At 70.3% G+C, this 14,460-nt stretch carries 10 protein-coding genes; 6 read left to right on the forward strand and 4 right to left on the reverse strand.

Annotation, left to right across the window (positions count from 1 at the left end; translation table 11 throughout):
• Positions 1-8: 8 nt before the first annotated feature.
• The 3 genes from SS2_RS18250 to eda form a co-directional block, all read right to left on the reverse strand.
• Positions 9-116, reverse strand: coding sequence for a potassium-transporting ATPase subunit F (locus SS2_RS18250; protein ID WP_157607317.1), 108 nt, complete (start codon positions 114-116; stop codon positions 9-11).
• Between the two features lie 338 nt (positions 117-454).
• Positions 455-1,576, reverse strand: a complete 1,122-nt coding sequence (locus SS2_RS11705; protein WP_066464259.1) for a sugar kinase — start codon at positions 1,574-1,576, stop codon at positions 455-457.
• Positions 1,577-1,579: 3 nt separating this feature from the next.
• Complete coding sequence (eda, locus tag SS2_RS11710) at positions 1,580-2,236, reverse strand: bifunctional 4-hydroxy-2-oxoglutarate aldolase/2-dehydro-3-deoxy-phosphogluconate aldolase (protein WP_083942191.1); 657 nt, start codon at positions 2,234-2,236, stop codon at positions 1,580-1,582.
• Positions 2,237-2,319: 83 nt separating this feature from the next.
• Between eda and SS2_RS11715 the strand changes: the two genes are divergently transcribed.
• On the forward strand, positions 2,320-3,114 hold the full coding sequence (locus tag SS2_RS11715) for an IclR family transcriptional regulator (RefSeq protein ID WP_066464264.1): 795 nt from the start codon (positions 2,320-2,322) through the stop codon (positions 3,112-3,114).
• Between the two features lie 54 nt (positions 3,115-3,168).
• Positions 3,169-3,549, forward strand: coding sequence for a universal stress protein (locus SS2_RS11720; RefSeq protein WP_066464270.1), 381 nt, complete (start codon positions 3,169-3,171; stop codon positions 3,547-3,549).
• Here the strand turns inward: SS2_RS11720 and SS2_RS11725 are convergent.
• Complete coding sequence (locus tag SS2_RS11725; protein WP_066464272.1) at positions 3,546-5,771, reverse strand: substrate-binding domain-containing protein; 2,226 nt, start codon at positions 5,769-5,771, stop codon at positions 3,546-3,548. The two genes, SS2_RS11720 and SS2_RS11725, sit on opposite strands and share 4 nt — an antisense overlap.
• Positions 5,772-5,859: 88 nt before the next feature.
• Here SS2_RS11725 and SS2_RS11730 point away from each other — a divergent pair, with 88 nt between their 5' ends.
• From SS2_RS11730 to SS2_RS11745, 4 genes are all read left to right on the forward strand, one after another.
• Entirely contained in the window at positions 5,860-6,909 is a 1,050-nt protein-coding gene (locus tag SS2_RS11730; RefSeq protein ID WP_281178685.1) for a LacI family DNA-binding transcriptional regulator, read from the forward strand.
• A 247-nt stretch (positions 6,910-7,156) separates the two neighbouring features.
• On the forward strand, positions 7,157-9,400 hold the full coding sequence (locus SS2_RS18150) for a glycoside hydrolase family 6 protein (RefSeq protein WP_083942168.1): 2,244 nt from the start codon (positions 7,157-7,159) through the stop codon (positions 9,398-9,400).
• A 94-nt stretch (positions 9,401-9,494) separates the two neighbouring features.
• Complete coding sequence (locus tag SS2_RS11740; RefSeq protein WP_245643536.1) at positions 9,495-11,510, forward strand: cellulase family glycosylhydrolase; 2,016 nt, start codon at positions 9,495-9,497, stop codon at positions 11,508-11,510.
• 136 nt (positions 11,511-11,646) lie between these two features.
• The gene (locus SS2_RS11745) at positions 11,647-14,292 is read left to right on the forward strand and encodes a cellulose binding domain-containing protein (protein ID WP_066464277.1); all 2,646 of its coding nucleotides are present in this window, start codon (positions 11,647-11,649) and stop codon (positions 14,290-14,292) included.
• The last annotated feature ends 168 nt before the right edge of the window (positions 14,293-14,460 follow it).

Genomic DNA, 14,460 nt, shown 5'->3' on the forward strand with positions numbered 1-14,460 from the left:
GGGCGCGCTCACGGTCGCCGCCCCTTTCCGGAGCCGGCGGAGCGGATCAGCTCGGCGAAGAGATAGACGAGCAGGGCGCCGGCGACCACCAGGCCGACCCAGTCAGCGGCGCTCATGGCCGGTCCTGGGGCGCGTCGGTGTCGCCGAGGCGACGGGCGAGCACGGCGATCGCGGTGAAGGACGCGATCGTGAGGAGGATGAAGGCCACGTCGGCCATGGGTGTCATGCCTTCTGACGTCGGGCGGCGTGGCGGTCGTCGTCTCCCTCGAGACGGCGCCGACGCCGGCGCACCTGTGGGTGTGCACCCTCAGGTCTACGCGTCCGTGACCTCGCCAGACGTGGTGTTGACGGCTTCTTGACAGCAGGGAGGCCAGCGTTGACGCAACCCTGACGAGGTGAGCCCCGGTGCGCAGGAGGCGCACCGGGGCTCACGGGAGCTCACGACGGAGTGACGTCAGCGCTGGACGCGCGCGCTACCTCCGCCGGCGAGCTTGGCGACCTCGGCCAGGCTTGCGGTCGACGTGTCTCCCGGGGTGGTCATCGCGATGGCGCCGTGCGCGGCTCCGTACTCGACCGCCGAGGCGATGTCGCCGATCTCCATGAGCCCGTAGGCCAGGCCCGAGGCGAAGGAGTCTCCGCCGCCCACCCGGTCGAGGATCTCCAGGTTCGCCCGGTGGGTCGCCTCGGCGAAGCCCTGCGTGCGGCTCCAGGCGATCGCGCCCCAGTCGTTGTCCGAGGCCGAGTGCACCCCGCGCATCGTGGTGCCGATGACCTGGAAGTTCGGGTAGGCCGCCGCGGCCTTCTCGATCATGGTGCGGAAGGCTGCGGTGTCCAGGTCGGTGAGGTTCTCGTCCACTCCCTCGATCTCGAAGCCGAGGCTCGCGGTGAAGTCCTCCTCGTTGCCGATCATGACGTCGACGTACTGGGCCAGGCGCTGGTTGACCTCCTGCGCGCGGGCCGATCCTCCGATCCCCTTCCACAGCGAGGGGCGGAAGTTGAGGTCGTAGGACACGACCGTGCCGTGCTCGCGGGCCGAGCGCATCGCGGCCTCGGCGACGTCGGCCGCGGACTCCGAGAGCGCGGCGAAGATGCCGCCGGTGTGCAGCCAACGCACTCCGCGCCGGCCGAAGAGGTCGTCCCAGTCGACGTCACCAGGCTGCATCTGGGCGATCGCGGTGTTGCCGCGGTCAGAGACCCCGACCGCCCCGCGCACACCGAAGCCGCGCTCGGTGAAGTTGAGGCCGTTGCGCACGGTGCGGCCGATGCCGTCGTACTCGACCCACTGGATGTAGCTCGTGTCGAGGCCGCCGGTGAGGATGAAGTCCTCCACGAGCCGGCCGATCTCGTTGTCGGCGAGGGCGGTGACGATCGCCCCGCGCAGTCCGAAGCAGCGGCGCAGGCCACGGGCCACGTTGTACTCCCCGCCGCCCTCCCAGGCGTCGAAGGAGCGGGCGGTCTTGATCCGGCGCTCACCCGGGTCGAGGCGGAGCATGACCTCGCCGAGGGAGACGATGTCGAAGTCGCAGTCCGCGGCGGCCTTGACCTCGATGGCGCGGGACAGGTCGGTGGTGGTCATGGCTCAGGCTCCGATCGATGCGGTGGCGGGCGCCGCGAGCGCGACGGCCTCGGCGGTACGGCGGGTGATCTCCGCCCAGTCCTCGGCCTCGATGAGGGCGCGGTCCACCATCCAGGACCCGCCCGCGGCCAGCACGGCCGGGATGGCGAGGTAGTCGCCCACGCTCGCAGCGCTGATGCCGCCGGTGGGGACGAAGCGCAGCCCCGGGAAGGGCGCGGAGAAGGCCTTGATCGCGGACGGCCCGCCGAGGGTCGCCGCAGGGAAGAACTTCACCGTGGACAGTCCCAGTGCGAGGGCGGTCATGATGTCCGACGGCGTCGCGATGCCCGGCAGGATCGGGATGCCGACGGCCTGGGCGCGCTGGACGACCTCGACGCTGAGGCCCGGGGAGACGAGGAACTGCGCGCCGGCTGCGACGGCGGAGTCGACCTGGTCGGGGCGCACGACGGTGCCGGCGCCGACGATGAGCTCGGGAAGCTCCTTGAGCGCGGTGAGCGCTGCCTGCGCACCGGCGGTGCGGTAGGTGACCTCGATGACGTCGAGGCCGCCGTCGAGCAGGGCCTTGCCGAGCGGGAGGGCGTGGTCGGGGTTGTCGATGACGACGACGGGGACGATCCGGGCCGCTGCCAGGGCGTCGATGATCTGGTTCTCGGTTGACATGACCGCCTGCATCTCTGCTAGAGTTTCGTTATAGTGAACGCACGTTGCTGGTTGCGAAATCACCATAGCAAAGGACCTCCCCGATGAACACCACCGAGAGCCCCACCTCCCCCATGGGCAGCGTGGACAAGGCGCTGCTCGCTCTGCAGGAGCTCAGCGCCGCCGGGCCGGCCGGCGTGGCGCTCGCCCCCCTCGCCGAGACCCTCGGCCTGAACAAGACCTCCTTGCACCGGACCTTGGCCGCCCTGCGCTTCCGCGGCTTCGCCGACCAGGACCCGGCCACCGGCAACTACGTGCTCGGCGCCGCCGCCGCGGCCCTGTCCTCGGCCTTCTTCTCCCACGAGAACCTGCCGCGCCTGCTGCAGAACGCCCTCGTGGCGCTGTGCGCGCGGGCCGACGAGCTGGTGCACCTCGGTGTGCTCTCGGGCGCGGAGATCCTCTACCTCGACAAGGTCGAGCCGGCGCGCCCGGTCCGGGTGTGGTCGGCCGTGGGGCGGCGCCAGCCGGCCGCGACCACCGCGCTGGGCCGCGCCCTGCTCTCCCAGCGTCAGGTCGATCCCACGACCTTGGCCTGGTACGCCGGGGACCACCTGCCCCCGGACCGCCTCGCCGAGATCCTGGAGACCGCACGCGAGCGCGGCTACGCCACCGAGACCGAGGAGAACGAGGCGGGGATCAGCTGCCTGGCCGTCCCGGTCCTGCGCGACGGCGCCCCGGTCGCCGCGGTGAGCATCACCGCCCCCTCGGACCGGATGACCGCGGACCGGCGCGCCGAGCTCACCCGGATCATCGCCACGGACCTGCCCGCGCTGCTGCCGGTCGGCGTCGAGCTGCCGGCCGCCCTGGCCGCACCGCCCTCATCTGCGCAGTTGCCCTAGGCTAGGGGCAGCCCGCACACGGCACGTACCCAGACAGGCAGGGAGCAAGGCACCATGACGGTTCTCGTGGCTTACAACGAATCACCGCAGGGCGAGGCCGCCTTCGCCGCCGCAGCCGACGAGGCCCGCCGCCGCAGCACCTCCCTGACGGTGCTCGTCCTCACCCCGCAGCCGGAGACCTCACCAGTCCCCGCCCACCTGGCCGGCCTCGTCGAGACCGCCGGGGCGGGCGTCATCGTCGACATCGCCTTCCGCAGCGACAAGATCGACGTGGCCGACGCCATCCTCGACCACGCCGAGCGCACCGACGCCGAGATCATCGTCATCGGCTCGCGCAAGCGCTCCGCCGTGGGCAAGTTCCTGCTCGGCTCCACCACCCAGCGCGTCCTGCTCGACGCCGCCGTCCCCGTCCTGGTCATCAAGGCCGCGGACTAGCCGATCACCGTCCGTCCGGCGCCTTCGCGCAGGGAGGACTCCGTCAGGTCGGTCATGGCGCCGACCAGCCGCGCCGGGCTGCCCGCCTCGTTGAGGACGGTCACGGCCCGGCACAGCATCCATCGGTAGGTGCCGCTCGCGTCCAGGACGCGCTGCTCGAGGGTGAAGGGCTCGTCGACCCCGGCGAGCTGGGCCGCGATCGCCATGGACAGCTCGTCCCGGTCGTCCGGGTGCACCCGCCCGGTCCACTCCTCCAGGGTCGAGCCGATGTCCGCCTCGGCGTACCCCAGGGCAGACTTCCACCGCGGTGAGAAGTACACAGCCCCGCTGAGCACGTCCCAGTCCCAGACGCCGTCGGAGACCGCCCCGGCCGCGAGCATGTAGCGCTCCTCGCTGGCACGGAAGTCGTCGGCGAGGCGACGCTCCCGCTCGGCGGCGACCTGCAGCGCCGTGCGCTGCTCCCGCAACGAGCCCACCATCCGCTCGTGGTCGAGGGCCACGGCGAGCATCGCCGCCCAGTGGTTGTACTTGTCCCGGGAGCTCGTCGACCGTGTGTCGACCGGGCCGCCGATCGTCAGGTAGCCCCAGTCGCTGTCGGCGTAGGTCACCGGGATGACGAAGGTCAGGTCCGGGCGTGCGCTCCCGGCTGCCCGGGTCAGGGCAGCCGGCGGGAACTCCCGCTCGGAGAAGGACATCCCGGCGAGCCGGCTCCCGGTGGCCCCCACGTCCCGGGTCCCCACGACCTCCAGCTGGCGGTCCCCGCTCGGCGTCCGCCGGCCGGTCCACAGCGCGAGCGACGCCGGCCCGCGGTGGGCGCTGGGCAACCAGCTCAGCGTCCGCGGGCTCGCTCCACCCGGACGCATGAGCTCGAGGTCGATCTCGTACTGGGTGATCAGGGTCTGCTCGAGCCCGCCCGAGCGGGCCAGCAGCGCCCGCGTGCACCCCTTGGTCAGCGCGACCGTGATCCCGGTGACCGCCGAGCGCAACGCGCTCGCGTGGGAGGGCGAGGCCGGCGGCAGCTCGGCGCCGGCCTCCGTCTCGAGCGCCCGCAGCACCACGAGCAGCTGCTCGAGGGCCTCGGGGTGCGGGTTGAGCGCGGCCGTGGCGTCCGCGAGCCGGTTGAGCACCACGCTGGGCGGGACGACGGCACGCTGAGCAGCGGTGACCATGAGCTCGACGATGGTGCGGACCCATGATCGGGCGTCCAGGGAGGCGGGGCGCTCGGCTCCGGAGCCAAGGAACACCGCACGGGTGAGCTCACTGAGCTGGGCCGCTGCCGAGCCGGACGGCAGCGGCGCGCGGCTGCCGCTGCCGTCGACGAGCAGACCAGCGTGCGCCGACGTCAGGCAGCCGCACGACTCCCGCGCCACCAGGGTCGTCTGGCTCAGGTGCGTGCCCGCTCCCACGTCCTGCCCGCTCAGCTGGGCGAGCAGCAGCGTGACCGCGAGCTCTCCCACCCGGTCGTGGTGGGGGTCCACGCTGGACAGCCGCGGCCTGGCGCGCGCACCGTTGTCGCTGTGGTCGAAGCCGATCACCGCATGGTCGGCCGGGACGGACAGGCCGCGCGTGCGCAGCATCCGCATGAAGCCGAGGGCGTTGCGGTCGGTCGCGGCGATCGTGGCGGTCGTGGGCATCCCCCGCTCGAGCAGCTCGGTCGCCGCGGCCGAGCCGCTCACCTCCTGGTTGTCGCTCGTGGTGAGGATCCAGCTGTCCTGGGTCTCGATGCCGTTGGCCTGCATCGCCGACCGGTAGGCCTCGTAGCGCTCACGGATGTCGAGCTGCTGCGGGTTGCCCAAGAACCCGATCCGGGTGTGCCCATGAGAGACGAGGTGCTCGACGGCGGCCCGCAGGCCGCCGCGGTTGTCCGGGGTCACCACGGGGGCGCGCAGCCCGGCCTCATGCTCGCTGACCACCACGAGCGGCTTGGCCGAGGCGTCGAGCTCACGCAGGGTGTCCCGGTCGACGGCGGAGGTGATGACGATGAAGCCGTCGAGGGCGTCCATCCCGGCCGGCACCTCGACCCGGGACCGGTCCGGGAACCGCTCGCGGTCCAGGTCCGCCGCGTAGGTCTGGATGGCAACCACCTGGTGACCGCCGGAGCGGGCAGCCCGGGCGATGCCCGACAACAGCTTGCCGAAGTAGAAACCTCCGACGACTGGCGAGAGCACCCCGATCGTGAACGGCCCCGCTCCAGCGCCACGTGCACCTGCGGTTGTCGTCATGGAACCAGCACCATCATTGACCTACCTCGCCCCTTCGGTGGAGTCGAGCAGATGCGCGCACGCGCTCCGTCGAGCATGCTGTGGTCTCGTGACACCCGAAACTTCACCCGAATTTACGCATGCAGCGACGAAACGTCCAACGATCACGGATGTCGCCCGTGCAGCAGGTGTGTCGATCGCGGTCGTCTCCTATGCGCTCAACGGCCGCCCCGGTGTCTCGGCGGCCACCCGCGACCGGGTGCTGCGCATCGCCGACGAGCACGGCTGGCGCCCGAACGCCGCGGCTCGGTCGCTGCGCACCAGCAGCCGTACGGTGGGCCTCGCGCTCGTGCGCGGCGACTCCGCGGCGACCCACCCCTCCTACTTCGTGGACCTCCTCAGCGGCATCCAGGACGCCCTCGCCGCGAGCGGCCTGGCCCTGGCGCTCCAGCTGGTGGACGACCACGAGAGCGCAGCAGCGCTGTACAAGTCCTGGTGGGCCGAACGCCGCTTCGACGCCGTGCTGGTGACCGACGTCCAGACCGAGGACCCGCGGATCAAGACCCTGCGCGCCCTGCGCATCCCGGCCGTCGCCCTCTGCCACCCCCGGGCAGCCCGCGGGCTCGCCTGCGTGTGGGTGGACGAGGAAGAGGCCTACCGACGGGTCGGGGACTACCTGGTGAACCTGGGGCACACCCGCGTCGGCACCGTCACCGGACCTGCCAACCTGGACATGTCCGTGCGCCGCTCGGCGGCGCTGCGCGAGGCCGTCGAGGACCGGGGGGCGAGCATGATCCTCGCACCGTCCCTGGCGTCCCACGAGGCGGGAGCGGGCGCGACGCGGCGTCTGCTCATCGACGCCGAGCCTCCGTCGGCCATCGTCTTCGACACCGACCTGTGGGCGGTCACCGCCCTGGACGTCGCTCGCCGCCTGCGCAAGGACGTCCCCTGGGACCTGTCGATCGTGTCCGCCAACGACTCTGCGGCCTGCCGCCTGACCACCCCGTCGGTGACCACCCTGCCGCACCCCGCCGTCGCGCTCGGGGCGGCCGCGGCCACCGCCGTGCTCGACCTGCTCGACGGCGCCCAGGACATCCAGCGCATGCTCCCGGTGGGGCCACTGACGGTTCGTGGGACGACTGCACCTTTTGGTCGATGACGCAAGACATCCGACCATCACGGTCTGGTAACGGGACCATCGCCTAAACGTTTCATCCATATGTCCTCAACGGTCCCGCATGTCAGATTTCACCCGGTGCCACACTCCGTCGCACCCCCGTTCCTCAGGGCCGTTGCGCCCGAGGACCTGACATGCTCGACCTTTGGAGGACCTCGTGTCTCACGTCTCAGAACGGCTGCGCAAAGGCGCGACAGCCGTCACTGTGGGAGCGCTCCTATCCGCGCCCATGATCCTTGGCACCACGACCGCCGCTGTCGGCGCCGAGGGCCACGTCGACAACCCCTACGCCGGAGCCACCCAGTACGTCAACGACAAGTGGAGCGCGGCGGTCACCGCTGAGGCTGCTGCCGTCGCGGCCACCAACCCCACGCTCGCCGCTCAGATGCTCGCCATCAAGGACCAACCCACAGCGGTGTGGATGGACCGCATCGGCGCCATCAACGGCAATGTGGACGGCCCGGGCCTGAAGTACCACCTGGACGCTGCGCTGGCGCAGAAGGGCGCCGCCCCGATCGTCCTCAACGTGGTCATCTACAACCTGCCCGGACGCGACTGCTACGCCCTCGCCTCCAACGGCGAGCTCCCTGCGACCGCCGCCGGCCTGACCCGCTACAAGACCGAGTACATCGACCCGATCGCCGAGCTCCTGGCCAAGCCGGAGTACGCAGGCATCCGCATCTCCGCGACCATCGAGCCCGACTCGCTGCCCAACCTCTCGACCAACATGAGCGAGCCTGCCTGCCAGACCTCGGCGCCGTACTACAAGGAGGGCGTGACGTACGCCCTCGACAAGCTGCACGCGATCACCAACGTCTACACCTACGTCGACGCGGCCCACTCCGGGTGGCTGGGCTGGGAGAACAACGCCAGCCACGCCGTCCAGACCTTCGTGGACGTCGCCACATCGACGAAGGCGGGCTTCGCCTCGATCGACGGCTTCGTCACCAACACCGCCAACTCCACCCCGCTGACCGAGCCGTACCTGCCCGACTCCACGCTCTCGCTCAGCGGCACGCCGATCCGGTCGTCCAGCTTCTACGAGTGGAACTTCGACTTCGACGAGATCGACTGGACCGCGAACCTCTACACGCGTCTCGTCGCGGGGGGCTTCCCGTCCACCGTCGGGATGCTCATCGACACCTCCCGCAACGGCTGGGGCGGCCCCAACCGCCCCACGGCCACCAGCACCTCCTCGGTCCTGGAGACGTACATCGCCGAGTCCAAGGTGGACAAGCGCACGCACCGCGGCGCGTGGTGCAACCCGGCGGGCGCAGGGATCGGCGAGCGCCCCCAGGCGACCCCGGCCGGCTACACCTCCTCCCACCTGGACGCCTTCGTGTGGATCAAGCCTCCGGGAGAGTCTGACGGCTCGTCGAGCCTCATCCCCAACGACGAGGGCAAGGGCTTCGACCGCATGTGCGACCCGACCTTCAGCTCACCCAAGCTGTCGGGCAAGCTGACCGGCGCGCTCCCCGGGGCCCCCGTCTCCGGGAAGTGGTTCTCCACCCAGTTCCAGCAGCTCGTGACGAACGCCTACCCGGCGATCCCCGCCACCGGAACCCAGCCCCCGGCCGACACCGTCGCCCCGTCTGTCCCCACGAACCTCGTGGCCGGCGCGACGACCTTGTCGAGCATCGCCGTGTCGTGGACCGCCTCGACCGACAACGTCGCAGTCACCGGCTACGACATCTCCTCCGGCGGCGTCGTCGTCGGCTCGTCGCCCACGACGTCCTTCACCGTCGCCGGTCTGGCGACAGACACGGCGTACACCTTCACCGTCCGCGCCAAGGACGCGGCCGGCAACGTCTCCGCCGCCTCGGCGCCGCTGACCGCCCGGACGGCCACCGACGTGGTCATCCCGGGCCCCGACACCGTCGCACCGACCGCTCCCACGAACCTCGTGGCGGGCACGACGACGACGTCGGCCGTGCCGCTGACGTGGACCGCGAGCACCGACAACGTCGGCGTCACCGGCTACGACGTCTACTCCGGCACCACCAAGGTCGGGTCCTCCACGACCACCAGCCACACGGTCACGGGCCTGACCGCGGGGACCAGCTACACCTTCACCGTCCGCGCCAAAGACGCGGCCGGCAACGTCTCGGTCCCGTCCGCGGCGGTCACCGCCACGACCCAGACGGTCCCGGTCACCCCCGCCGGCTCCTGCCAGGTCACCTACTCGACCAACGACTGGAACTCCGGGTTCACCGCGACGGTGAAGATCAAGAACACCGGCACCGCCGCCATCAACGGCTGGTCGCTCGGCTTCGCCTTCCCCGCCGGGCAGACCATCACCAACGGCTGGTCCGCCGTCTACACCGCCGCCGGCGCCGCCCAGACGATCACCAACCAGTCCTGGAACGGCACCATCGCCGCCGGCCAGACCGTGGAGATCGGCTTCAACGGCTCTCACACCGGCACCAACACCCGCCCGACCGCCTTCACCCTCAACGGAGCCGCCTGCAGCTGACCTGACCGGCACAGACCACCGGCCGCCCGTGCTCCTCCCCCGGGGCACGGGCGGCCGGCCCTTTCACCCACTTCCTGCGCCTTGGAGGATCCACATGCCTGACACCTCTGCCCGTCGCTCGGTGATGCACCGCCTGCGGTACGCCACGACGACCCTCGCAGCCACCTCGCTGCTCACAGTCCCCATCCTTGCTGCCCCAGCCGGCGCAGCGACGAGCCTTGCTGCTGCCCCCACCGCGATCTCCCTCGCCGGAGCACTCACCTCCGACGGCACGGACTGGTTGCACACCGACGGGAACCGGGTGGTGGACGCCTCGGGCAAGGAGGTGTGGCTGACCGGGGCCAACTGGTTCGGTTTCAATGCGAGCGAGCGGGTCTTCCACGGGCTGTGGTCGGCCAACATCGAGACGACGACCAAGGGCATGGCGGACCGCGGCATCAACGTCGTGCGGGTCCCGGTCTCCACCGAGCTGCTGCTGGAGTGGAAGAAGGGCCAGACCGTCACCGCCCCCAACGTCAACACCTACGCCAACCCCGAGCTCGTCGGGATGAACAACCTGCAGATCTTCGACTACTGGCTCGAGCTGTGCAAGAAGTACGGGCTCAAGGTCATCCTCGACGTGCACAGCGCCGAGGCCGACAACTCCGGGCACGTGTATCCCATGTGGTTCAAGGGCGCCATCACCACCGAGGATGTCTATGCCGGCTGGGAGTGGGTCACCGACCGGTACAAGAACAACGACACGATCGTCGGGGCGGACCTCAAGAACGAGCCGCACGGCAGCCAGGGTGACAGCGAGCGCGCCAAGTGGGACAGCACCACGGACAAGGACAACTTCAAGCACTTCGCCGAGACGGCGGCGTCACGCATCCTGGCGATCAACCCGAACATGCTCATCCTCGTCGAGGGCGTGCAGATCTATCCCAAGGCCGGTAAGAGCTGGACGTCGACGAGCGTCGGCGACTACGACAACTACTGGTGGGGTGGCAACCTGCGCGGCGTCGCCGAGCACCCGGTGAACCTGGGCGCGAACCAGGACCAGCTCGTGTACTCCCCGCACGACTACGGCCCTCTCGTCTCTCCCCAGCCCTGGTTCGAGGGCACCGCCTGGAACCGCACCTCCCTCGAGCGCGACGTCTGGGGACCGAACTGGCTGTACATCCACGACCAGGAGATCGCACCGCTGCTCATCGGCGAGTGGGGCGGCTTCCTGGACGACGGTCCCAACCAGAAGTGGATGCTCGCCCTGCGCGACCTCATCCAGGAGGAGCGGATCCATCACACCTTCTGGGTGCTCAACCCGAACTCCGGGGACACCGGCGGGCTGCTGACCAACGACTGGGTGAGCTGGGACGAGGCCAAGTACGCGCTCCTCAAGCCGGCACTGTGGTCCGAGGGCGGCATGTTCGTCAGCCTCGACCACGAGGTCAAGCTCGGCGGCGCCACGTCCACGACGGGGATCAGCCTGTCCCAGGCGCCCGGCGGGACGACGAACCCGCCGGCCGACACCACTGCACCCTCGGCGCCGGTGAACCTGGTGGCCGGGGCAACAACAGCCTCGTCGATCTCCCTGACCTGGGCACCTTCGACCGACGACGTCGCAGTCACCGGGTACGACGTGTACCGGGGAGCGACGAAGGTGGGGTCCACTGCGACGACGAGCTACGCGGTGACGGGCCTTGCTGCCGGGACGGCGTACACCTTCACCGTCCGTGCCACGGACGCGGCAGGCAACGCCTCCCCCTCGTCCGCGCCGGTGACCGCATCCACCCAGACCGTCGTCGTCCCGGCGGGCACGTGCCGGGTCACGTACTCGACCAACGGCTGGAGCACCGGTTTCACCGGGTCCATCACGATCGCCAACACCTCGGCGGCGGCGATCAGCTCGTGGTCGCTGGGCTTCACCCTTCCCGCCGGTCAGACCATCACCAACGGCTGGTCGGCGCTCTACACCCAGTCCGGCTCTCAGGTCACGGTGACCAACCAGGCGTGGAACGGCTCGATCCCGGCCGCCGGGACGGTGGAGGTCGGTTTCAACGCCAACCACACCGGCTCTCTCGCTGCCCCGGCGTCGTTCACGCTCAACGGGTCGTCCTGCACGACACCCTGACCGATGTCGTGGACCTAAACGTTTCACATGTTCCTTTCGTCGAAGCGCTTCGCTAACCTCCAGACCAGCCGCGACAGACCCCTCGGAGGTGGTCAGTCTCCTGCGGCACACCGTCTGACACAAGGGAGTGACACGGATGCGTGCTCTATCTGCTGTGGTACCGCTCACGGCCTTCGGCCTGCTGGTGAGCGGCCTGGGGACGGCCTCCGCCGCCCCCGATGCCACCCCCGCCGCGGCCCCGGCCGTCTCGTCGAGCTACGACTGGGGCAACGTCGAGGTCGTCGGCGGGGGCTTCGTCCCCGGCATCGTCTTCAACCAGAGCGAGAAGGATCTGGTCTACGCCCGCACGGACATCGGCGGGGCCTACCGGCTGGACGCGGCCACCCAGCGCTGGGTCCCGCTGCTCGACCACCTCGGGTGGGACGAGTGGAGCCACACCGGCGTCCTCAGCCTGGCCACCGACGCCGTGGACCCGGACCGGGTCTATGCCGCGGTGGGGACGTACACCAACAGCTGGGATCCCAACAACGGCGCCATCCTCCGATCGCAGGACCGCGGGGCGACCTGGCAGAAGACCGAGCTGCCGTTCAAGGTGGGCGGCAACATGCCGGGCCGGGGCATGGGCGAACGGCTGCAGATCGACCCGAACAACAACGCGATCATCTACTTCGGCGCCAGCAGCGGCAACGGACTGTGGAAGAGCACCGACTACGGCGAGACCTGGGCGCAGGTCACCCAGTTCCCCAACGTGGGCACCTACGTCCAGGACCCGGCCTCGGCCGAGTTCGGCGGCTACCTCGCTGACAACCAGGGCGTCGTCTGGGTCACCTTCGACCCGACCACCGGGGCGGGCGGATCGACCACCCAGACCATCTACGTCGGCGTCGCCGACAAGGAGAGCTCGGTCTACCGCTCGACCGACGGCGGCGAGACGTGGTCGGCGATCCCCGGGCAGCCGACCGGCTTCCTCCCCCACAAGGGCGTGCTCGACGCGGCCGGCCAGCAGCTCTACATCTCCACCTCAGACACCGGAGGCCCCTACGACGGCGGCTCCGGTCAGGTGTGGCGCCTGGACGTGGCCTCAGGGGTGTGGACGGACATCAGCCCGGTCAAGACCTCCGACCCGGACCTGTTCTACGGCTACTCCGGCCTGACGGTCGACCGTAGCGACCCGGACACGATCATGGCCGTCAGCCAGGTCGCCTGGTACCCGGACATCATCATCTTCCGCAGCACCGACCGCGGGCAGACGTGGCAGCGGATCTGGGACTGGGACGGCTTCCCGGACCGGACCCTGCGCTACACCCTCGACATCTCCGGCGCCCCCTGGCTCACCTTCACCAAGCCGGCCGCCGACCCCGAGCCCAGCCCCAAGCTCGGCTGGATGACGGAGTCCTTCGAGATCGACCCCTTCAGCTCAGACCGCTTCTACTACGGCACGGGCGCCACCCTCTACGGCGGCACCAACCTCACCGACTGGGACACCGGCGGGACGGTCGACATCTCCGTCAAGGCCCAGGGGATCGAGGAGACCGCGGTGCTGGACCTCATCGCCCCGCCGGCAGGCGCTGAGCTCGTCTCCGGGCTCGCGGACATCGGTGGCTTCGTGCACACCGACATCACCGAGGTCCCCTCGATGATGTTCACCGAGCCGTACCACGGCGCCGTGCACAGCCTCGACTACGCCGAGCTCGAGCCGACGACGATGGTCCGCGTGGGCCAGGGCGTCGACGGCGCCGTCGAGTCCCACATCGGGGTGTCCACCTCGGGCGGGTCCTCATGGTTCGCCGGCCAGGAACCCGCAGGGGTCACCGGGGCCGGGACCGTCGCGGTCAACGCCACCGGGACCACCATCGTGTGGAGCCCGGCGGGGACCGGGGTGCACGTGTCCACGACGCACGGGTCGAGCTGGACAGCCTCGACCGGCCTCCCCGACGGCGCGCGGGTCGAGTCCGACCGCGTGGACCCCGCCATCTTCTACGGCTACGCGGGCGGGCGGTTCTACGTCTCCACCGACGGCGGCGCGAGCTTCACCGCCTCCGCCGCGACCGGCCTGCCCGAGGACGGGAACGTCAGGTTCGCAGCCGTCCCCGGCCACTCCGGCGACGTCTGGCTCGCCGGCGGCATGACGGACAAGACCTATGGCATGTGGCACTCGACCGATGCGGGCGCCACCTTCACTCGGGTCGACGCCGTCGACGAGGGTGACTCGATCGGATTCGGCAAGGCGGCTCCGGGCTCGAGCTACCCGACGATCTTCACCTCCTCGAAGATCGACGGGGTCCGCGGCATCTTCCGCTCCGACGACGCGGGCGCGACGTGGAACCGCATCAACGACGACGCCCACCAGTGGGCGTGGACGGGCGCTGCCATCACCGGGGACCCGGACGTCTACGGGCGGGTCTACATCGGCACCAACGGCCGCGGGATCATCGTCGGCAGCACGAGCGAGCCGGTCACCCCACCGGCCGGCTCCTGCAAGGCGACCTACTGGACCAGCGACTGGAACACCGGGTTCACCGCCATGGTGAAGATCACCAACACCGGCACCACCGCCATCGACGGCTGGTCCCTCGGCTTCACCTTCCCCGCCGGGCAGACCATCACCAACGGCTGGTCCGCCCACTACGCCGCAACCGGCGCCGCCCAGACGATCACCAACCAGTCCTGGAACGGCACCATCGCCGCCGGCCAGACCGTGCAGATCGGCTTCAACGGCTCCCACACCGGCACCAACACCCGCCCGACCGCCTTCACCCTCAACGGGGCGACCTGCACCTGAGCGACGACCTGGCTACCAGCCGGCCCTGCGCTCCCCGGGCGCGGGGCCGGCTGTCGTCTCCCGTCCCCCCTCGGAGGTGATGCTGAAACCGTTTGCAACGGTGCTCACGTGCGTATCTGCTCCACTAGGATGGGGTCACCATCAACGCGACCTTTACGGGGTTTCGGG

This window comes from Sanguibacter suarezii NBRC 16159 (genome assembly GCF_001552735.1).
Lineage (GTDB): Bacteria > Actinomycetota > Actinomycetes > Actinomycetales > Cellulomonadaceae > Sanguibacter > Sanguibacter suarezii.